The sequence below is a fragment of the Citromicrobium sp. JLT1363 genome, assembly GCF_000186705.1.
Classification (GTDB): Bacteria; Pseudomonadota; Alphaproteobacteria; order Sphingomonadales; family Sphingomonadaceae; genus Alteriqipengyuania.
In genome coordinates this window covers 275491-296526 of the sequence record NZ_AEUE01000003.1, presented here as the reverse complement: position 1 = coordinate 296526, position 21036 = coordinate 275491, and the positions used below count along the sequence as shown (strand labels likewise).

The following is a 21036-nucleotide window of genomic DNA, read 5'->3' as shown; positions in this document are numbered from 1 at the left end:
TGCCTTGCCCGATCAAACCTCGATCCGCTGGACCGCTCCCGTGGTGTCCGCCCCGTCCGCATCGGGATTGAGCTGGAGGATCTCGTAATTGAGGAAGGACGCAAAGATCGTCCACGCCAGATAGGGGACCAGCAATGCCGCAGCCAGTTTGCGAACGCGGAAGAACAGCACGATGGTTATCAGCAGCACGATGTTGAGCGCGCAGATGAGATAGAAGGCATAGGTGATCTCGTGCTGGCCGAAGAACAGCGGGCTCCAGGCGAGGTTCATGGCGAACTGGATTACGAAGGCCACGATCGCCAGCCCGCGCCCTTTCGCCCCCCACGCCGCACAGACCATCGCGAAGGCGAGCCCCATCATCACGTAAAGAATCGTCCAGACCACCGGGAAAAGACCGGGATCGGGGTAGAAATCGGGCTTCTGCAGGGCGGCGAACCACGGGTCTCCCGCGCCCGAGCCTGCCAGTTGGCCCGACAGGAAGCCGAGCAGGACGACAGCGGGAACGGTGAAAAGCGCCCAGCGAATGAAGCTAGCGCGCAGCTGTGCGCGAGAGGCCAGCGTGGTCATTGATCCTCCAAGGGAAACTCTGCGACTCTCCCTGAATGCCGCGTTCCCGCCCGGCAAGCAAGGTTGCAGACACTATACCGAATTGGCACGCCGGCCGCACCTATTCCTAAGCCCGTGTCGCGCTGATCAGGAATTCCACATTGCCCTTGGGGCCGGTGATCGGGCTTTCCACGATGCCCTGCACCTGCCAGCCGCCCTCCTCGAGCCATTGGCGCGCCTCCTCGCACACGCGCGCATGCAGGGCCGGGTCGCGCACGACGCCCCCCTTGCCGACCTCTTCGCGCCCGACCTCGAACTGCGGCTTGATCAGCGAAACCAGCTGGCATTGCGGCGCTGCCAGCTGCAGCGGGCGTTCCAGCACCTTGGCCATGCCGATGAAGCTCGCATCGCATACCACCCAGTTGCACGGCGCATCGATCTGTTCGGGCGTGAGGATGCGCGCGCTGGTCTGTTCCAGCACGGTTACGCGCTCGTCCTGCCGCAGCTTCCACGCGAGCTGGTTGGTCCCGCTATCCACCGCGAACACGTGGGCCGCACCGCGTTGCAGCAGCACGTCGGTGAAACCGCCGGTCGAGCTGCCGATATCCATCGCCACCGCGCCTGCCGGATCGAGCTCGAACGCATCGAGCGCGTGGGCCAGCTTGAGCCCGCCCCGGCTGACGTAAGGATGGTCGCGCCCGCGCACCTCCAGTTCTGCATCCTCGGCGACAGGCTGGCCGGGCTTGGCGATCTTCGTTTCGCCCGCGAACACCACCCCCGCCATGATGAGCGCCTGTGCCCGCGCGCGGCTTTCCGCCAGCCCGCGTTGCACCAGTACCTGATCGACCCGCATCTTCTTCGCCATAGCGCGACCAATATACCAACGCGCGGCGGCGTGAACCCACCCGGCGGATTTCCGGGGGGCGGCAAGCCCGCGCATCGTCCTTGCGACAAAAGCATGGACCCGGAGGGCGCGCGGGCGCATTAATCATGCATGTTCGATTTTCGCGCCAACAGCCCCGCCAAGGCGGCCCTCGCCGTCTCGCTCCTCATGGTGACATGCTGCCAGACGCCGGAGCCGCCCCCGCCTGCACCCGCCCCGGCGCCAGCGCCCGTCGCCACGCAGGCGCCCCCGCCGCCGCAGACCACGCTGCCGCCGGCCACCAACTGGATCGACCGCCCGCAGACCGCCGGGACCTGGACCTATTCGCAGGATGGCAATGAAAGCCGCGCCTTCTTCGGCACCCCCGGTGCGCCGCTGATGATCATCCGCTGCGACGCGCGGTCGCGGCAGGTGGGGATCGGCCGCATTACTTCGACCGCCCGGCGAACCACCACGGCGATGCGCATCAGTGCCGAAACCACCGCGCGCGATCTTGTCGCAACCCCGATTGCGAGCGCGCAGCCGCTGGTGGGTGTCGTGCTCGACGCACGCGATCCGCTGCTCGATGCGATGGCGATAACGCGCGGGCGCTTCGCGCTGGAGGTCGAGGGTGAGCCCGGCCTCTACATACCCGCCTGGGCCGAGGTGACGCGCGTGATCGAGGACTGCCGCTAGCGCTGCGAATGCGCCTGAAAAACCTGATTTTCGGAAGGTGGTGGCCGTACCGATCGGGCGCCCTGGCCCTGCATGTCGGCACTCTTTTTGCGAGCGCACAAGTATGACGGGGAAAAAGATATTTACAAGGCTTGTGCTGTCGAATCAGGTGACTCAAAAAGGAACCTGAGAGCGGCGGTGCACGACGCTTCTCGGCCCCCGGTGATACGGTGCGGGTCTTGGCTTACAAGCGCGAAAGGAGGTGATCCGATGTCTCATGGTTCAGCAGAGAGGTCGGCAAGTTTCCGCGCGAGGCACTATCGGTAGGTCGCATACCGATAGAGGCTTCGTGAGCGGCACTTCCTGGCCGCTGACCATGCGAAGGGCAGCACTCCGACGGGCAGTGCTGCCCTTCACATTTTGGGACCGGGCGATAGTGTGCCTGCCATCAGTCAAGTCGGAGCGTGACACATGGCGATACCGATCGGTCCGGCGCTGGCGCTGCTGCTGCAGGCGAACAGCCCTCAGGTCGATTTCGATACCGATGTCGAAGCGGCCACGTCGGACTGCGTCGCGCCTTACGGCGAAGCAGTGGAGAGCAATACTCTCAGCGATGCGCAGTGGAAGGAGATCATCGCCTGCGTGTTTGCCAACACCGCAGCGCAGATGGACGCCCAGTTGCCCAGGAAGGTCGATCCGATCACCACGCTGGTCTCGGTTTCCTCCAATGGCCCGACATACAACTATACCTATGTGCTCGACGTAAGCATGGCGGACGTCAGGCAGGACAATATCGACTCGCTGGAGGCCGCAACCAGGCAGAACGCGTGCAACGATCCTGCGATGAGCCAGACGATCGCGCTTGGCGGGGCCTACTTCTATCGCTGGGTCGACCGTACGGGCACGCGGATCACCTCCATGAGGATCGACGCCTGCTGAACCGCAATGCGCGGGCCGGCTTTCGGGTTGCCGATACGGGCCTGGCCGGCGCGCCTCGCGTAACTTATGAATAGTTTTGCGGCGGATTGTGAAATTTTTCATACAAGGTCTTGCCCCGCGCGGCGCGCGCGCATAACCGCCTCGGCCAAGGAGATAACTGCTCTATGGCCGACACGCCGATAATCGATTTCGCCCAACTGCCGCACCCCGCCCCGGTGCCGTCCGAAACGCGCGAGCAGGCGCTGGCGGACCCCGGCTTCGGGTCGCTCTTCACAGATCACATGGTGACGATCCGCTTCGATGCGGACCGCGTGGAACGTGGCGAGAATGGCTGGCACGATGCGAAGCTGTGCCCGCGCGAGCCCATCCCGCTAGATCCCGCAGCGGCGGTGCTCCACTACGCGCAGGAAATCTTCGAAGGCATGAAAGCCTATCGCTGGGACGATGGCACGGTCGCACTGTTCCGGCCCGAACAGAACGCCCGCCGCCTCAACGCCAGCGCACGGCGCATGGCCATGCCCGAACTGCCCGAAGAGCTGTTCATGGAGAGCATCCGGCAGCTGGTCGCCAAGGATCGCGCCTGGATGCCCACGGTCGAAGGCGGATCGCTGTACCTGCGGCCTTTCATGTTCGCCACCGAGGCTTTCCTGGGCGTGCGCCCGGCGCGTGAATACCTCTACTGTCTGATCGCCAGCCCGGTGGGCAGCTACTTCAAGTCGGGCGTAAAACCGGTCGATGTCTGGGTCAGCCGCGATCACACGCGCGCGGCCCCCGGCGGCACCGGCGCCGCGAAGGCGGGCGGCAACTACGCCGCCAGCCTCGTGCCGCTGGCCGAGGGTACCAAGCATGGCTGCCAGCAGACCGTCTTCCTCGACGCGATCGAGAAGAAATGGGTCGAGGAACTGGGCGGCATGAACCTGTTCTTCGTGTTCGCGGATGGCAGCGCGGTCACCCCGCCGCTCACCGGCACGATCCTGCCCGGCATCACGCGCGACAGCCTGATCCAGATGCTGCGCGACGAAGGGCTGCAGGTGCGCGAGGAGCCCTATTCGATCGACCAGTGGCATGCCGATGCGCAGAAGGGCGACCTGATCGAAACCTTCGCCTGTGGCACCGCTGCGGTCGTGACCCCGGTCGGCAGCGTCAACGGCCCCGATGGCAAGTTCACGATCGGCACCGGCGGCACCGGGCAGCTGACGCAGAAGCTGCGCGACAGGCTGGTGGGCGTCCAGATGGGGACCGCACCCGATCCGCACGGCTGGGTGACGAAGCTGGACTGATCGCCCAGCCGGGGCGCTTCAGGCCTGCTCTTTAAGGATCGCGGGGGGCGGCTTGCCGTCGCTGCGGCCCGCCAGCCGCACGATGTTCCGCCCGGCTTCCTTCGCTTCGTACAGCGCGGCATCGGCACGCTCGATCATCGAAAGGGGCGAGCGGTCCGCGCGCCTGCGCAGCGTCACCCCCATGCTGACCGTGACCGAGGAACGTCGTCGGTCGCCCACGGATACCCGGCGATCCGCGATCGCACGCCGGGCGCCGTCCGCAATGCGCAAGGCCGACTGCTCTTCCGTCCCGTCGAGGACAGCGATGAACTCTTCCCCGCCATAGCGCGCAACCATTCGCCCCGGCCCGCAGATGCTGCGTTCCAGGGTCCGCGCAATCTGTGCGAGGGTCCGGTCCCCGGCAACATGCCCGTACGTGTCGTTGAACCGCTTGAAATGGTCCACATCGATCATGATGACGGCAAGATCGGTACCGGCCGCCACCGATGTCCTGAACGCTTCGTCGAACACCCGCTCCAGATTTCGGCGGTTGGGAAGACCGGTCAGGTCATCGTGATCGGACAGGGCGCGCAGCTGCTCGTTGGCCGACATGAGCTCCCGCGAGGCTATCTGCGCGCGCAGGGCGTAGATGAAATGCTCGTCCTTGATCCGCGCCGATCGCGCCGGGATGAGGAGGCTGACGCACGTGGTGACGGTGACGAAAGCCATAAGGACCAGCTCTTCCTGGCCGCGCCCCGGCATCATCAACCAGATTGCCCAGAGGCCCGCGACGGTCAGCCCAGCCATCAGCGCCAGCCATGGCACGCGTATCGGAAGGACCGCGATGCCCATCGCCAGCAGCAGGCCGGAAGCCATTACATATTCCGCCAGCTGTTCGAGGGCGACATGCATGCCAAGATAGCCGCCCACCCAGACGAAGGCCAATACGGCAGCGATGGACGTCCAGCGCTGGGCATACCACCCGCCATACAACGCCATCGCGATCGCCAGCAGATAGAGCGGGGCCACGATGCCCAGGCGCAGGGGAAGACCTGCGGCAAGAACCTCCGGCCCGGCGCTATAGTCCAGCGCCAGGCTCACGAGGCTCCACGCCAGAGCGATGGCGTTCAGGAAAGCGAGTTCGTGGCGACGGCGATGGAGCTTCTCCGCCCGCCACAACTGCCTGATGGATCGGGGCCATTCGCCAAACCGCTTACCGGACTCGGCCAGAAGCTCGATTTCCCTGTCGATATCGGGGGTTAGTCCTAGTTCCGGTCGCATGGCCCCCGGATAGGGGGAAGAGGTTAACGCCCTCTTGGTGCTCCATCCGCACGCCGCCCGGACGAACAGGGCCACGCGGCGCGAAAGCCAGGCGCAGGTGCGAGGCGCAGCAGGCCCCGCGGGCCCTCAGGCGCTTTTCTTCAGCGCGTCCGGCGCCCCGGGGCGATCTTCCTCGCGCGCGAGGCGCACGATGTTGCGCCCGGCTCTCTTCGCTTCGTACAGGGCCTCGTCCGCGCGCTCGATCAATGCTTCGGGCGATGCGGCATCGCTCCTCTGCAGCGCGACGCCGATGCTGACCGTGACCGACACGCGCCCCACCAGATCGAGCGTGACGGGGCGCCGCGCCACCGCATCGCGTGCGCGATCGGCAAGCCGCAGGGCCTCGTCATGCGAACCGTGCTCGACCACCACCACGAATTCCTCGCCCCCATAGCGCGCCACGGTGCTGCCGGACTGGGCGAACTGCTTCTCCAGTTCCTTGGCCACCTGCTTCAGCGCGCGGTCGCCCGCGGCATGGCCGTGCGTATCGTTGAACTGCTTGAAGTGATCGACGTCGATCATCATCACCGCCACGTCGTCGCCGCGCGTTTTCGCTGCGCGAAAGGCGGTGTGGAAAATCCGTTCGAAATAGCGGCGGTTGGGCAGGCCGGTCAGGTCGTCCCGGTGCGAGAGTTCGCGCAATTGCTCGTTCGCCGCGATCAGCCGTTCGGAGGCGAGCTCTCCGCGCAGCGCATACAGGAAGTTGCGGTCTTTCAGGATCGCGGTGCGAAACGGTATGGCAAGTGCGACCAGGCTGATCGCCGTCAGGTAGGCAAGCAGTGCGAAGGTTTGCTGTGCGCGAACGGGCGGCAGGGCGACCCACACCGCCCACAGGGCCGTAAGCGACAACAGCACCATCACGGCGACGGAATATGGGCGCAGGGGCACGACCACGGCCGCAATGATGATGAGGAGCGCGGAGCCCATGAAGTATTCGTTCTGAACCGAAGGCCCGATGTGCATGCCCAGATATCCGGCAACGCCTGCGAAACACACCGCGGGCAGGATCGAGGTCCAGCGCTGGAGCAGCCAGCCGCCCTGCAGCGCGCAATAGATCGCCAACAGGTAGGCCGGCACGACGAGGCCGAGCCGCAGGATCAGCCCCATCTCGAGCACGCGCGGTCCGATCGAATAATCGAGCGGCAGGCACAGCAGGCATGTCACGAGACCGATCAGGTTGATGAAGGCCAGTTCGCGCCTGCGCCGCGATGCCTGCTGGTTGCGCCAGAGGTCGCGCAACGCGAACGGCCACTTGTGGAAGGGCAGGCGCAGCTCGGCGGCGCGCTCCACCATGCCTTCGATGTCATGCTGAGGGGGGCGTTCGACCTTCACAGGTACTACTTTAGACGGGTTGGGTTAACAGGCTCCTGTCCGCCCACCGGCACGCGGCAAAGCTAGATCCGCGGTCGCACCAGGAAGCGCTTGGTAAAGGTCTCGCTCGGCCGGATCACGATGATCGCCACACCTGCCAGCGCAATGGCCGCGCCTGCCAGCAGCCGCCACCCGACAGTGTCGTTGGTCAGCCATGCGCCCAGCCCGATGGTCATCAGCGGATGCAGCAGGGTGAGCGGGACCACCATGTTCGCCTCGAACTTGCGGAACAGGACGAAGTAGGTCCCGGTCGCGCCGATGGAGACCACGATGGCCGCAAAGAACAGGCATCCGGCGAGCGCCCAGGGTGACGCCGCGGCGCTGGCAATCTGGCCGTCCTCCACCACCGCCGATAGCGGCAGCAGCACGATGGCAGAGGCTACCGCCGCCCAGGCCTGCAAGGTCATCGCGCCCATATCCAGCTTCTTGACGAACACCGCGCCGAGCGCGCCGACCAGCGCCGACAGGAAGACCAGCAGGGCCCCCTCGCCCGCCGCCAGCGCCCCCTTGGACAGGATCGCCAGCAGCACCCCGGCAAAGGCGAGCACCATCCCCAGTGCGCGCCGCCAGCGAACGGTTTCGCCCAGGAAGACGATGGCGAACAGCACCGTCATGGGGGCGCCGACCAGGCTGATCGCCCCGGCGGTCGCCGGGTCAGCCGTCTGCAACCCCATGAACAAGAGCGCGAAAGAGCCTCCGCTGATCGCCAGCCCCACGGCCAGCACCGCAGCAAGGCGTGCAGGCACGGCGCGCAACAGCAGCGGCAACAGCGCAACGACGACGATTGCGGATCGCAGCCCGGCAAAGAAGATCGGCGGGATCGCCAGATCGTCCACCGCCACCTTGCCAACGACGACGTTCAGCGCCCACGCAAGATTGCAGACGATGAGGACGATTACGGACCAGGCAGGCACGCCCTACGCCCCGTTACCGGGAACACTCGCCTCCAGTTCGGCGATCCACACGTCGGCCACCGCATCGCTGGGCGCACGCCAGTCGCCCCGCGGCGACAAGGCACCGCCCATGGAGACCTTGGGCCCGTTGGGCATGGCACTGCGCTTGAACTGGCTGAAGCCGAAGAACCGGCGGCAATAGACCTCCAGCCAGGTGCGGATCGTCGGCAGATCGAAGGCGCGCTTGGCGTCGTCGGGGAAGCCAAGCGGCCATTGCCCGACGCCGGCATCGCGCCAGGCGTGCCAGGCGAGGAACGCCACATGGCTCGGCTTGTGGCCGTAGCGCGCGATGTGGTGGAGGAAGAAGTCGTGCAGCGCGTAGGGGCCGATCTTGTCCTCGGTGCTCTGGATCGCACCGTCATCGTCGGGCGGCACCAGCTCGGGGCTGATTTCCGTGCCGAGCACGTCTTCCAGCACCTCGTTGAGTTCATGGCTGAACTGGTCGGTCTCGATGATCCAGCGCATCAGGTACTGGATGAGGGTCTTGGGGACGCCCGAATTGACGCCATAGTGGCTCATCTGGTCGCCCACGCCGTAGGTGCACCAGCCCAGCGCCAGTTCGGACAGGTCGCCGGTCCCGATCACGAACCCGCCATGGTGGCCCGCAAGGCGGAACAGGTAATCGGTGCGCAGCCCCGCCTGCACGTTCTCGAACGTGGTGTCGTACACCGCGTCTCCATCCGCGTGAGGATGGCCGATGTCTTCGAGCATGCGCCGCGCGGCGGGGGTGATGTCGATGGTTTCGGCCACGATTCCGGCGGCCTCCATCAGCAGAATCGCGTTGTTCTTCGTGCGCTCTGACGTGCCGAAGCCCGGCATCGTGTAGCCGCGGATGGTCTCGCGCGGCAGGCCCAGCCGGTCGCACGCGATGCACGCCACCAGCAGCGCGTGGGTCGAATCGAGGCCGCCCGAAATGCCGATCACCAGGCTCTTCGCCCCCACCGCCTCGATCCGCCGCATCAGCGCATCGACCTGGATGTTCACCGCCTCGTAGCAGTCCTCATGCAGCGTTTCGGGATCGTCGGGCACGAAGGGGAAGCGCCGCACCCGGCGTTCCAGCCCCCAGTCGCCGGGCTGGTGGTTGTGGGTGAAGGCCACGCGCCGATACCAGTCCTCCGGCCGGCCCGCCGCCTCGCTCGCATCGTGGAACGTGCCGTTGCGCGTCCGGTCGTTGACGATCCGCGCGGTGTCGATGTCGATCACGCACAGCTCTGCGGTCCGGTCGAAGCGCACGCTCTGCTTCACCAGAGAGCCGAGCTCGTAGATCACGCCCTGCCCGTCCCACGCGAGGTCGGTGGTGCTCTCGCCATGCCCGCTTGCAGAATAGGCATAGGCGCACATGCCCCGGCTGGAGCTGGACTGGCAGTGCGTATGCCGGTCGGTCGCGCGACCGATGGTGACGGGCGAGGCGGACAGGTTGCACAGGATGTTCGCGCCCGCCATCGCAGCCAGCATTCCGGGCGGCTGCGGGGCCCAGAAATCCTCGCAGATTTCGATGCCGAAGGTGAAGCCGGGCAGATTGTCGGCCGCGAAGATCACATCGGTGCCGAAGGGCGCCTGGTGGCCGGCGATGGTCACATCGAGGCCCTGGCAATTGCGCCCGTGGGTGAACTGGCGCTTTTCGTAGAACTCGCGGTAATTGGGCAGGTAGCTCTTGGGCACCACGCCGAGCAGGCGCCCGTTCGCAATCGCCAGCGCGCAATTGTAAAGGCGCGCACCGCGCTGGATCGGCGCGCCGATCACCAGCACCGTGGTGAGGCCTGCGCTCTCCTCGACGATCTTGCCGATTGCAGCTTCCGCCGCGTCGATCACCGCACCCTGAAGGTGGAGATCGTCGATGGCGTAGCCGGTCACGCACAGCTCGGGGTACACGGCCAGGTCCACGCCCGCCTCGTGCGCGTGGCGCGCTTGCGTCAGGATACTCTGGGTATTGCTGGCCACATCGGCCGGACGCACCGAAGGGGTGCAGGTCGCCACCCGCACGAAACCGTGCGTGTGCATATCGAAGAAGGGATGTGTGCGATCACCCATGGGTGCCTGCGCCTGTGCCTGCATGGCGCGCACGACACAAGGTCTGGCGCGCACGCGGTCCCGCGCGGAGCCCGGCCGGACGCGCTAGGCCGCCGATGGCTGCCGGGCCAGCGTTACGCGGCACCCCTGATCGTTCACCTCGATATCCTGTTCCGCCCCGGCCTGGCTGGCGAAGGTGCGCATCAGGCTGCGGCCGAGTCCGCCGTCCGCCTCGCTCGGCGCGGCGCTCCCCGCCCCGTTGTCGCGCACATCCAGCCGCCAGTCGCTGGCCGAACCTTCGAGCACGATGGTCAGCTCTCCCTGGCGCCCGTCGCCGAAAGCATACTTGGCCGCGTTGGTCAGCGCTTCGTTGAGGAACAGGCCGATAGCGACCGCCTGATCGCGCGGCAGCGGGATCGGGGCGATGCGGCGCTCGACCTTCACATTATCGTCGAAGGAGGCGTGGACCAGATGGTCGATCACATCCTCCAGATAGCTCGCCATGTCGATCGCGCCTTCCTTGCGCTCGGCACTTTCGACGGCGAGTTGCGCGTAGGCGCGGCTGAAGGAGAACACGCGGTTCGCCGCGTCTTCCAGCGCGGCGGCGGCGGCGGGGTTGTCCTGCCGGCGCTTCTGCAGTTCGATCATGCTGGCGACCAGCGCGAAGTTGTTCTTCGTGCGATGCTGCAGTTCCGCCATCAGCCAGCGTCGCCGGTCGAGCGATTCGTGCAGTTCCGCCTCGCGCACGCGCACCGCCGCGCGGAAGATCTCCGCCAGGGTAAGCACCACGCAGGCCGCCAGGAAGTTGATCAGCACGCGCGACTGATCGCTCGCCACCTCGAAATCGAACGACCAGTGGAACGGCAGGACGACGTACCAGGCCCACAGGAAGGACACGATCAGGCACACGATGCCAGCGAATAACCGCCCGAAAAGGGTCGCAATCAGGACGAGCGGATAGACCAGCGCGAAAGGCCCCGCACTGGGCGCAACGATATCGATGAGCGAGCGCAAGCCGATCATCGCGACCGCCAGGCCGAGCCCGAAGATGGTCTGCACCAGAAGCGGCGGAACGCTTGCCGGCAGGAAATTGGCCGCGTCGACCGCGGTCAGCTTATGGTTGGGCAAATGCGTCCCTCTTTCGCGCCTATCCCACCAGATTCGACGCCGACAGTGCTCCCCAAGCCTTAACAGCAGGTTCGCGCTTGGGCGATTGAGCGATGTTAGTTTTACGCAAATAGTCAGGCAGCGAGAAGATCCGCGATCGGCGGGGCATCCTCGAGGAAGGCGATCAGCCCGCGCTCCTCGCGCGACAGCCAGCGCGTGCTCCGGGGCAGGCGCAACCCCTCGCGCCATGCGCCCTGCCGGTCCATCAGATCGAACACCGCCGGGTGGATGTAGCTCTTGCGGGTGATTGCGGGCGTATTGCCCAGCCGCTCGGCCACGTTTTCGGTCAGCACCTTGATCGTCAGATCGTCCTTCGCGCCCGCGAGCAGTCCGAAGGCCATTACGCTGGCGTGCCAGGTACGGAAGTTCTTGGCGGTGAAATCCTCGCCCATCGCCTCCCGCAGATAGGCGTTGACGTGGCTGGAGGTCACATCGTGCACGTCGCCATCGTCATGCACGAAGGAGAACAGATCCTGCCCGTCGAGATCCTGCATCTGCCGCACGATCTTCGCCAGATGCGTGTCGGTCAGCTGAAGGTCGCGGTGCTTGCCGGACTTGGCGCGGAAGCGGAAGCGCAGCGTCCTGCCCTTCACCGTGACATGGTGGCTCTTGATCGTCGTCGCGCCGTAACTGCCGTTGTCGCGCGCGTAGCTGTCGTTCCCGACGCGGATCGCGCCGAGATCGAGCAGACGCACCACGCCTGCCAGCGCGCGCGAAAGGCCCATGTCGCGCGCTTCCAGATCGTCCACGGCGCGCTTGCGCAGCAAGGGAAGGCGGTTGCCGAAGGCCAGGCACTTGTCGAACTTCTCCCCCTCGCGCAGCTCGCGGAACTGGGGATGGTAACGATATTGCTTGCGGCCCTTGGCGTCATAGCCGGTGGCCAGGATGTGCCCGTTGGGCGCAGGGCAGAACCAGCAATCGACATAGGCCGGTGGCAGGGCGATGGCGTTCAGCCGCTCGCGCTCCGCCTTGTCGCGAATCAGCTTGCCGTCGGGGTCGTAATAGGCCCAGCCCGTGCCCGCACCCTTGCGGGTGATGCCGGGCAGGCTGTCGTCGACAAAGATCAGCTTTGAGGTTGGCGAATTCATCTTGGCTTGGAAAGCTCCGGCGCGCGCTTGCGGTTCCCGTGCGCGCGCCCAAATGGCGTGGCGGACGGGTCGCACCCAAGTCAGGAGCATTGCCATGAGCGAATATACGCCGCCGAAGGTCTGGACGCACGACGCCGAAAACGGCGGCAGGTTCGCCAACATCAACCGGCCGACGGCTGGTGCGCGCGAGGACAAGGTGCTGCCTGCGGGCCGGAACCCCTTCCAGCTCCACTCGCTCGCCACGCCCAACGGCGTGAAGGCGACGATCATGCTCGAGGAACTGCTCGAGGCCGGCCATCCGGCGGAATACGACGCCTACACGATCAATATCGGCGAGGGGGAGCAGTTCGGCTCCGGCTTCGTCGCGATCAACCCGAACTCGAAGATCCCTGCGCTGGTCGACCGGACGGGCGAGGTACCGGTGCGCGTGTTCGAAAGCGGCGCGATCCTGCTGCATCTGGCGGAGAAGTTCGACGCGTTTCAGCTGACCGGCCCGAAACGCCCCGAAATGCTCAGCTGGCTGTTCTGGCAGATCGGCAGCGCGCCCTTCATCGGCGGCGGCTTCGGCCATTTCTACGCCTATGCGCCGGAGAAATTCGAATACCCGATCAACCGCTACGCGATGGAAACCAAGCGGCTCTTCAGCGTCGCCGACCAGCGGCTGGGCGAAGCGCGCTTCCTTGCGGGCGACGACTACACCATCGCCGACATCGCCGCCTTCCCCTGGCTCGCACCCTTCGTGGAGGGCAATATCTACGAGGACGCGAAAACCTTCCTCTCGATCGACGAGTACGAGAACGTCGCGCGCTGGGTGGAAGAGATCGCCAGCCGCCCGGCCGTGAAGCGCGGGCGGATCGTCAACAAGGTGTGGGGCGACGAAGCCTCGCAACTGCGTGAGCGGCACTCGGCAGCGGATTTCGAAGGCAAGGTGCTGGCTCCGAGCAAGCCGGAGTAATCCGAATTGCGTCACCCCGGGCTTGACCCGGGGTCCCGCTTTTTCGGCGCAGCGTCAGAAGAAGCGGGATCCCGGCCCCCGAGCCGGGATGACGATGTATTGAGGCCGCCCCTACCCCAGCCGCTCCGCCAGCCGCGCCATGAAAGCCACGCCTTTCTCCAACTGATCTAGCGCAATCCACTCGTCGGGCTGGTGCGCCTGCTCGATCGAGCCGGGGCCGCAGATCACGGTCGGGAAACCTGCCTGCTGGAACTGCCCACCCTCGGCCGCGAAGGCGACCTGCCCCGGCGGCGTGTTCTCGCCCGTCAGCGCGCGCACGAAGTCCACCGCATCATCGCTCCCCTGCGGCGTCATCGGCGGCGTGCCCGCGTGCTGCTCCACCCGCACGCCTGCATCCGGGAAGCGGCTCTTCATTTCAGCATCCAGCGCCTCGCAGCGCGCCTTGAACGGGGCGAGGATCGCTTCGGCGTCCTCTTCCGGCGGGCAGCGCAAGTCGAACTGGAACCGCGCATGGCCGGCGAGGATGTTCGAGGCGGTGCCGCCCTCCATCACACCGATGGTCAGCGTCGCCTGCGGCGGCTGGAAACCGTTTTCCGCGTCGGCGCGCGCGCGCAATTCCTCCGACAGATCGAGCAGATCGTGCATCAGCCGCACCGCCACCCCGTTGGCAGAGATGCCGTGGTCGACCAGCGAGGAATGCGCCGCGTGCCCGCGCACGCTCACCTCGTGCACCGCGATGCCCTTGTGCCCGGTGATGATCCCCATCAGGCTGGGCTCGCCCACGATGGCGAGGCGCGGGGCGGGGATCGTCTCCGCCATCCGCGCGATCATCGAAGGCGCGCCCTGGCAACCCACCTCCTCGTCGTAACTCAGCGCCAGATGCACCGGCAGTTTCCCTGCAACAAAGCGCGGGACGAAGGCCAGCGCCAGCGCAAGGAAGCCCTTCATGTCCGCCACGCCGCGCCCGAACAGCTTGCCGTCAGCCTCGCGCACGGTCCACGGATCGCTCGACCAGTCCTGCCCGTCGACCGGGACCACATCGGTATGGCCCGAAAGGATCACCCCGCCTTCCACCGCCGGACCACAGGTGGCGAAGAGGTTGGCCTTCCGGCCATCGCCATTGGGTACGCGCTGCGACGCAACGCCGTGCTGCGACAGGTAGTCTTCCACCCACCCGACAAGTTCGAGATTGCTGTTGCGCGAGGTCGTGTCGAACCCGATCAGCGTGTCGAGAATGGCGCGGGCAGTTGCGAGATCGGTCATGCATGCGGCTCTAGCGCGACGCGGACTCCATGCCACCCCTTCACATCGTGGCCGACGGCGCTATAGGGGCTGTCCGCCTGCGCATTGGGGTGTAGCCAAGTGGTAAGGCAGCGGTTTTTGGTATCGCCATTCGCAGGTTCGATCCCTGCCACCCCAGCCAGGCTTTTCATCCATGCCAGGAACCTGAAAGGTTGCAGACCTCCTCCGGAGTGAAAGCGGCGGGGCACGTTGCCGGCGCCGGATTCCGGAACCATCGATCGCTCCACCCGACGATGCATGGCGCGCGCCACTGGCGAAGCGCCATGAGTGTGCGGCCTCGACCTCGTCCGAGGGCGAAGGAACCGACCGCCGCGCCACGCGAAAACGCCCTGCAACAAGCTCGCCGGTCGCCGCCATTTCCTCATCAGAACCCCTGCCGGGCAGGCGGACGGCGGCAATCGTTAATGGATTCGCAGCAATTGATATGGCATATGTTTCAGTTCGTTAGTCGCAGGGGAACCTCGTCAGTGATCCTGGTTGTCGAAGACGAGGCCAATGTCCGCGAGGAATTGGTCGAGATGCTGGAGTTGCACCGCTTCGAAGTCTGCGGCGCAGCCAACGTCGCACGCGGGCTCGACAAGGTGCGGGAAGCTTCAACGCCAGTGGTCCTGCTGACGGATCTTCGCCTCGGGGAAGGCAGCGGCCTCGATCTCATCCGCGAGATCAGGGCCGATCCGCAATTGCGGCCCAAGGTGGTGCGTTCCGTCCTGATGACGGGCCATATCGACCTGACCGAGCAGGTTCAGCGCGAAATTGCCAAACAGGGCGTTCCGATCATGTTCAAGCCGGTCGATTTCAAGCGCCTGATGCCAATGCTCGCACAGGAAGCGCAGCCATGATGGACGGCCTGATCTCCCGGTCCCAGAACAAGCTGGATCCTCCCTTCGGCCTGCATTCGTTCCGGCAGATGACGACCAGGGGATGGATCGTCGTCGTTGCGATATGCGCGATCGCGGTCGCCGCAAGCTCATCCCGGATTATCGTCGACCGGGGGTTCGAGTTCTATCTCGGCCCTTTCTTCTACCTGCTGGCTTACCGGCTGGGTGGGCTTCGCCTCGCAATCCCGATGGTCTTTCTGACCATGGGCGCATCCGTGCTGTGGTGGGGCCATGCGTTCTCCCTCGGCGTGTCGCTGGCCCACGTTCTGTTTATCGACCGTTTCCGGTTTGCCGGTCGTTCGCTGGCGATCGCCACCGTCGTATTCTACTCCACGTTCGGCGCGGCGGCGCTCTATCTGATCCTGTATTTCAACTATAGTCCCACCTCGAGCATCATCGCGCTGACGATAATCCGCAAGCTTCTCAACGAGGTGTTGCTGGCGGCTCTGGTCGACCTGACCGTTTCGCTGCTGGCGCTGAACCTGCTTACCGGTCGGATATCGAAGCGGCGGACGATCAATCTTGCAGAACTGCTCTCGGCGTCGATCACCCTGATCGTGGTGACGTCCGCACTCGTTCTGTTTGTCGGTAGCATCGCCCGTTTCCCGCAGGAATTCAGGACTTTCAAGGCGGAGACCGCGCTTCAGGTGCAGGTGCGCATCGGACGGGGGCTGTTCCTGGGAGAACCGTACCTCGGCCTGACGGAATTGAGCAATGACGGGATCGAGCGGCAGGACGTGATGATTGCCCGGGACGAAGACAGCCTGCGGTCGGCCGAAGCGATGGCAACCTTCGGGTGTCAGCGGATCGACGACGGATCGCAGGTGACCGGACCAAGCGATCGGAACACCTTCGCCTACTGGGTTTCGGCCTGCCAGCTCGCCAATGTGACGATCCTGGGCCAGCAGTATCACTACCTGTATTCGACCCGGCCCATCGCCGAACGCGCCTATCGCGGAGTGTTGCTCCAGATGATCGGCCCGGCGCTGATCCTCCTTTTCGCGATCCTGCTGCAGCTGATTATCACGCGCGGACTCAAACGATCGCTGCAGGCATGGAAGGAAGTGACCGAAGGGTTCGGACGGTCGGGCCTTTCCGCGCCGGGCAGCCTCGCCTTCGACGAATTCGAGCGCCCGATCGCCGCAATCGTGGCGGCGAACAACCGCTTCGCCGACGTGATGGACGAGCGAAAGCGCGTCGTTCGTACGGTGAGCGAACTCAAGAAGGAAATGGACCTTACGTTCGCGTCGAACATCCTCTTCCAACCCGAGACCGGCATGCTGCAGTTCACGGACGTCGATATGGATCGCGCTGCGATCCGGCGTTCGCAACGGGTCCATCCCAACGATTGCATGGCCTTTTCGGAGGTGAGCCACGAACCCGACGCCTTCATCGAATTTCGCATGGCGGAGGATGAAACGAACGACTGGTATCTGCTGGTCGTGCAGGAACTGCTGGGGCCGGGCCACTGGCGTTCGGGCTGGATGGTGCACCTGCGCCAGTCCAAGCTGGCCCAGAACCGGATGTTGCAGCAGGCGCGACTGGTCGAACTGGGCGGCATGGCCTCGGCACTCAGTCACGAGCTCAAGCAGCCGCTCTTCACCATTTCGCTATGCGCAGAGAACGGGCGCCTGCTGCTGGATCAGGGGACGGAAGAGAGCGTTCCGCGTGCACGCGGCAAACTGGACCGGATCAGCGAGCAGGTGGACAGGGCCCGCGACATCATCGGCCGGATTTCGCGCTATGCCCGGATAGAGGATAGCGATCCCGAGCCGCTCGACCCGGCAGACGTGGTCGGGACGACGCTTTCGTTCATGCGGCCCTTGCTGGTCCAGCACGATGTCGGGGTGCAGGTCGTCTCGCCCGAGGATTCCGGGCTTCGGGTGCTCGCACCGCGCGTCGGCCTCGAACAGGTTCTGGTCAACGCGATCCAGAACGCGATCGATTCCATCGCAGCACGGCGCGAGAGGCAGGACCCGGGCCTGACGGGCGCCATCGAACTGACGGTCGAGCCGGTTGGCGAAGGGCTGCGCATCAGCATTGCCGACAATGGCGAAGGGCTGGCGCTGAGCCATCCCCAGGCGGCCTTCGATGCCTTCACGACGACCAAGGATTCCGATCGCGGAACCGGGCTGGGCCTGTATATCTCGCGCCAGATCGTGATGGAAATCGGCGGCAAGATCGCCATCGAATCCCGCCCTGCGCCGGAACGCGGTGCGATCCTGACGATCGATTTTCCCGAATTCGTCGTGGTGCAGCAGGACACCCCTCCTGAAGACGTGCAGGGTGACACGGTGCATGCCTAGGCCCAGCGTGCATATCATCGACGACGACGAGGATATCTGTGCGGAAATTTCCGGTGCGCTGATCGCTTTGGGCGCTCGTATCGATGCCAGTAGGGAAGGCATGCCCCCGACAGCGCAATCGGACGAAATTCCCGCCGATGCTCCGGCCGCGCCTGCCGCGCCCGCGCTGCAACCGGTTGTGGCCCCTCCCGCCCCGAACGTCGCCGCCCCCCTGCCTCTGGCACGCCCTGCACCCGGGCCGGTGAATACCGGCGCAGGGGATGGCGCGCGCGCGAAGGGCGTCTCGCAGCGAGACGCGCGGATTGCCCCGGGGCCGCAGGAGAGCCTTGGAACTGTCCAAACCGCAATCCTCCGGCCGTCTTCGGATTCCGGTCCGCCGCAATCCCCGGTCAATGCTCTCGCAAACGCAGACAAGGGCGACTTCGCGGCCATGGTCGACACGGCTCGGGCCGAACCGCAAGCGCCCCTGCCCGATACAGGCTCGCCCGCCGCCGAAATGCCGGGCCAGACCCGCGCCGACGGGGTCAGGAACCAGGCTGCACCGCCGGCCACGCCCGGATCGCCCCCCGCCACCGTCTCGGCCCGGCCGGGCGAGATCGGCCATCAGCTCGGCGTGGAGATCGCCCGGCAGAGCGTGGACGGGCGCGATAGCCTGACGATCCGCCTCGATCCGGTGGAAATGGGCGAGATCCAGATCCGGCTCCAGTTCGACGATCGCGGCACCATGCGGGCGCTTGTCTCCGCCGAAAGCAGCGCGGCGCTCGAAATGCTGCGGCGCGACAGTGCGGATCTTGCGCGCGCGCTGGGCGATGCGGGCGTGCGGACGGATGGCCAGTCCTTCCAGTTCGAAGCGCGCAGCCACGGGCGCGGCGACCAGCAAGGCCAGCACCGCCGGCCGGATACGCCCGCCCAACCCGATGCCGCTTTGGCCGAAACCGACGACGACAGCCCGGCTCCGCCGCACCGGCTTCGCGCGAGCGGCAGCCTAGATCTCTTCGCTTGAGGACCCAGACATGACAGCCATTTCATCGATTTCTCCGGTGTCGCAGGGCGCCGACGGCAGCTCCAAGGCGGGCGCCGAGCTGAACGCCAATTTCGACATGTTCCTGAAGCTGCTGACCACGCAGATGCAGAACCAGGACCCTCTCGATCCCATGGACACCTCGCAGTACACGCAGCAGCTGGTCCAGTATTCCCAAGTCGAGCAGTCGATCCAGCAGACCTCCACCCTCAAGGACATTCTCGCCAGCCTTTCGACGCAGGACCTTGCCCAGTCGGCCAATTTCCTCGGCAAGCGGGTCGAACTGGACAGCGCGACCGCAGGCCTTTCGGACCGCCAGCCCGCGCAATGGCAGTGGCAGGCCGAACGCCCGATACAGACGCTTTCGGCAACGATCACCGATGCACAGGGGCGCGTGGTCGAAACCCGCGAACTCGATCCGGCCAGCATGGGCAGCTTTGCCTGGGACGGCTCCCTTGGCAACGGGCGAACTGCGGCTGCTGGCAGCTACACGCTCTCGCTAGGCGCGCTCGATGCAGCCGGCCAGAATGTGCCTGTGACCATCCGCAGCACGGGCGTGATCGACGAAGTGGCCACGCGCGATGGCGCGGTGACGCTCGGGATCAACGGGCAGGGCTTCCCTTCCGGGGCTCTCCTGCGGGTGATCGCGCCCTGACAAATTTCCGCGGGGGCGGGCACCAAACCGTCCCCGCGATTGCTATAATGAAAGAAGGACAGGCAGTTCCTCAGTCTCCCACTGCCAGGTTGCGACTTCCGGGGCACATCTCCCCCTCCCTCCCTGTCGTCGGCACGATCGCAATCGCGCCGCGGCGTGCCCCGGAAGTCCGCCTTTCCCCTCCCCCATTTCACCGAACGGCTTGCGCCACCGGCTCATGGCCGGTCGCGCCTTGTGGCGCCGGCACGCACCTTCACCGGCTTCCTAGTGGAGATAGGCCTGCTGTCGTCGGCCGAGTTCGCGCGCATGCGCGCACACGATGCACAGATCGGCATAGACACGATCCCAGAGTGCCGCTGCGATCCTGAGCGGCTCTTCGTCGTTGATCTGGTCGATGATGATGGCGGCGTCCGGTTCCGGCTCGAGCTGGAAGCGGGCGGGGAAGAGGCCGCCGATCTCTTCTTCGGGCATCGAGCCCGGAACCGCGAGGCGGGCCGACATGATGTAGCCGAGCAGGACGTCGGCGCCGTAGCCATCGAGCATGGCCTTCCCCGCGTGCGGGGCATCGGGACGGTCTATCAGAACCAGCGCGCCGCCGGGATGAGGCTCTACGCTTATCCTCACCACCTCCCCGTATGGATCGGCTATTTCGCGCACGCGGGGAAAGATTGTGGCCACTAGTGGGGATACCCATCCTGACGTTGATGCTGCTGCGCCCGGCAGCGTAGGCGGCGCCGCTGACCGGCGCGACCCAAAAAAGGGGCCGGGCTTGCGCCCGGCCCCAGTGTGCTTCTCCCCAGCGGGAAGAAGCTGTGTCGACCGGATTAACGGAACAGCGAGGTGATCGTCTGCGGCGCCTGGTTGGCGATCGACAGGGCCTGGACACCCAGCTGCTGCTTGACCTGCAAGGCCTGCAGCTTGGCGGATTCCTTGGCCAGATCGGCATCGACGAGGTTGCCGATACCGCTCTCGATCACGTCCGAAAGCTTTCCGTTGAACTCCAGCTGTCCCTCGATCTTGCGCGAAGCCGAACCCAGAGTGCTCAGCGTCGACGTCACCGTGGCAGACACGGTGTCGATCTCGGTCAGTGCGGTGTCGGCATCGGCTTTCGAGCCGAGGCCGGTACCAAGAGCGGTGGTGACGTTGGTGTCGAAGGCCTGGTTGGCCACGGTCAGCGTGCTCGTGGTGTCGAGCGACTGAAGCGCGGAAACCCGACCGGTCGCGGTAGCGTCATCCTTCAGCAGGTTCGTGCCGTTGAACTCCGAAGAAGCGATGATCGTGCCGATCTGCTCCTTCAGGGCCGTGTAGTCGGCGTTGATCGCGGTGCGGCTGTCAGCGTCCAGGCCGTCGTCCGACGCCTGGATGGCCTTGGCCTTCATCTGGTTGAGGATGTCGGAGATCTGCTCCGTACCCGCAACCGCCACGTCGACGGAGCTCTTCGCCCGGTTGAGCGAGGAGTTGACCGCCGAAAGACCACCCACGTCGCCGCGGAGGGTCTGCGCAATCGTGAACGATGCCGAATCGTCCTTGGTCGATGCGACGTTCAGGCCGGTGTTGATGCGGCTCTGAACCTGCGACAGACCCTTGTTGGTCTGGTTGAGGCTCTGCAGGGCCGCCATGGCACCGGTGTTGGTGTTGACTGAGAACGCCATTTTTCATTTCCTTCTGGATAGTGGGACCGCCTTCTGCGGTCCGGGCCAGAAACGCTGGCCCCCGACGCCCTGCAAAA

General features: G+C 65.5%; 19 protein-coding genes and 1 tRNA gene. 9 read left to right on the top strand and 11 right to left on the bottom strand.

Going from position 1 to position 21036, the window contains the following annotated elements:
- Positions 1-12: 12 nt before the first annotated feature.
- The gene (locus ADAD_RS0106000) at positions 13-567 is read right to left on the bottom strand and encodes a TspO/MBR family protein (RefSeq protein ID WP_010411059.1); all 555 of its coding nucleotides are present in this window, start codon (positions 565-567) and stop codon (positions 13-15) included.
- 106 nt (positions 568-673) lie between these two features.
- A complete protein-coding gene (locus ADAD_RS0105995) occupies positions 674-1411 on the bottom strand; it encodes a TlyA family RNA methyltransferase (protein WP_010411056.1) in 738 nt (245 codons plus the stop codon).
- A gap of 129 nt (positions 1412-1540) precedes the next feature.
- On the opposite strand from ADAD_RS0105995, the gene ADAD_RS0105990 reads away from it, so the two are divergent.
- The 3 genes from ADAD_RS0105990 to ADAD_RS0105980 all read left to right on the top strand — a co-directional run bounded on the left by ADAD_RS0105990 (position 1541) and on the right by ADAD_RS0105980 (position 4302).
- Complete coding sequence (locus tag ADAD_RS0105990) at positions 1541-2104, top strand: hypothetical protein (RefSeq protein ID WP_010411053.1); 564 nt, start codon at positions 1541-1543, stop codon at positions 2102-2104.
- Between the two features lie 450 nt (positions 2105-2554).
- Entirely contained in the window at positions 2555-3022 is a 468-nt protein-coding gene (locus ADAD_RS0105985) for a hypothetical protein (RefSeq protein WP_010411050.1), read from the top strand.
- 164 nt (positions 3023-3186) lie between these two features.
- The gene (locus ADAD_RS0105980; protein ID WP_010411047.1) at positions 3187-4302 is read left to right on the top strand and encodes a branched-chain amino acid aminotransferase; all 1116 of its coding nucleotides are present in this window, start codon (positions 3187-3189) and stop codon (positions 4300-4302) included.
- Positions 4303-4320: 18 nt separating this feature from the next.
- On the opposite strand, the gene ADAD_RS0105975 is transcribed toward ADAD_RS0105980, so the two are convergent.
- The 6 genes from ADAD_RS0105975 to ADAD_RS0105950 form a co-directional block, all read right to left on the bottom strand.
- On the bottom strand, positions 4321-5562 hold the full coding sequence (locus ADAD_RS0105975) for a GGDEF domain-containing protein (protein WP_029139946.1): 1242 nt from the start codon (positions 5560-5562) through the stop codon (positions 4321-4323).
- A gap of 126 nt (positions 5563-5688) precedes the next feature.
- Positions 5689-6933, bottom strand: coding sequence for a GGDEF domain-containing protein (locus ADAD_RS0105970; protein WP_010411043.1), 1245 nt, complete (start codon positions 6931-6933; stop codon positions 5689-5691).
- A gap of 62 nt (positions 6934-6995) precedes the next feature.
- Positions 6996-7886 (bottom strand): DMT family transporter, encoded by an 891-nt coding sequence (locus tag ADAD_RS0105965; RefSeq protein ID WP_010411042.1) that lies wholly within the window; start codon positions 7884-7886, stop codon positions 6996-6998.
- Positions 7887-7889: 3 nt separating this feature from the next.
- The gene (locus ADAD_RS0105960) at positions 7890-9956 is read right to left on the bottom strand and encodes an NAD(+) synthase (RefSeq protein ID WP_033193237.1); all 2067 of its coding nucleotides are present in this window, start codon (positions 9954-9956) and stop codon (positions 7890-7892) included.
- An 84-nt stretch (positions 9957-10040) separates the two neighbouring features.
- Entirely contained in the window at positions 10041-11063 is a 1023-nt protein-coding gene (locus ADAD_RS0105955; RefSeq protein ID WP_010411038.1) for a sensor histidine kinase, read from the bottom strand.
- Positions 11064-11176: 113 nt separating this feature from the next.
- The gene (locus ADAD_RS0105950; RefSeq protein ID WP_010411037.1) at positions 11177-12190 is read right to left on the bottom strand and encodes a DNA topoisomerase IB; all 1014 of its coding nucleotides are present in this window, start codon (positions 12188-12190) and stop codon (positions 11177-11179) included.
- A 94-nt stretch (positions 12191-12284) separates the two neighbouring features.
- Here ADAD_RS0105950 and yghU point away from each other — a divergent pair, with 94 nt between their 5' ends.
- Entirely contained in the window at positions 12285-13145 is an 861-nt protein-coding gene (yghU, locus tag ADAD_RS0105945) for a glutathione-dependent disulfide-bond oxidoreductase (protein WP_010411030.1), read from the top strand.
- Between the two features lie 111 nt (positions 13146-13256).
- Here yghU and argE read toward each other — a convergent pair whose 3' ends face one another.
- On the bottom strand, positions 13257-14408 hold the full coding sequence (gene argE, locus ADAD_RS0105940; protein WP_010411018.1) for an acetylornithine deacetylase: 1152 nt from the start codon (positions 14406-14408) through the stop codon (positions 13257-13259).
- An 85-nt stretch (positions 14409-14493) separates the two neighbouring features.
- On the opposite strand from argE, the gene ADAD_RS0105935 reads away from it, so the two are divergent.
- From ADAD_RS0105935 to ADAD_RS0105915, 5 genes are all read left to right on the top strand, one after another.
- Positions 14494-14568 (top strand) — tRNA-Gln (locus ADAD_RS0105935).
- A gap of 346 nt (positions 14569-14914) precedes the next feature.
- Positions 14915-15286: a response regulator gene (locus ADAD_RS16980; protein WP_010411015.1), complete on the top strand. Its 372-nt coding sequence runs from the start codon at positions 14915-14917 to the stop codon at positions 15284-15286.
- A complete protein-coding gene (locus ADAD_RS0105925) occupies positions 15283-17631 on the top strand; it encodes a sensor histidine kinase (RefSeq protein ID WP_010411013.1) in 2349 nt (782 codons plus the stop codon). The genes ADAD_RS16980 and ADAD_RS0105925 overlap by 4 nt, the downstream gene beginning before the upstream one ends.
- The gene (locus ADAD_RS0105920) at positions 17624-18634 is read left to right on the top strand and encodes a flagellar hook-length control protein FliK (protein WP_083825569.1); all 1011 of its coding nucleotides are present in this window, start codon (positions 17624-17626) and stop codon (positions 18632-18634) included. Before ADAD_RS0105925 ends, ADAD_RS0105920 begins: the two co-directional genes overlap by 8 nt.
- A gap of 10 nt (positions 18635-18644) precedes the next feature.
- Entirely contained in the window at positions 18645-19307 is a 663-nt protein-coding gene (locus ADAD_RS0105915; RefSeq protein ID WP_029139944.1) for a flagellar hook assembly protein FlgD, read from the top strand.
- 264 nt (positions 19308-19571) lie between these two features.
- Here the strand turns inward: ADAD_RS0105915 and ADAD_RS0105910 are convergent, their stop codons facing one another.
- Positions 19572-19964 (bottom strand): hypothetical protein, encoded by a 393-nt coding sequence (locus ADAD_RS0105910; RefSeq protein ID WP_237700781.1) that lies wholly within the window; start codon positions 19962-19964, stop codon positions 19572-19574.
- 167 nt (positions 19965-20131) lie between these two features.
- A complete protein-coding gene (locus tag ADAD_RS0105905; RefSeq protein WP_010411000.1) occupies positions 20132-20959 on the bottom strand; it encodes a flagellin in 828 nt (275 codons plus the stop codon).
- Between the last annotated feature and the right edge of the window lie 77 nt (positions 20960-21036).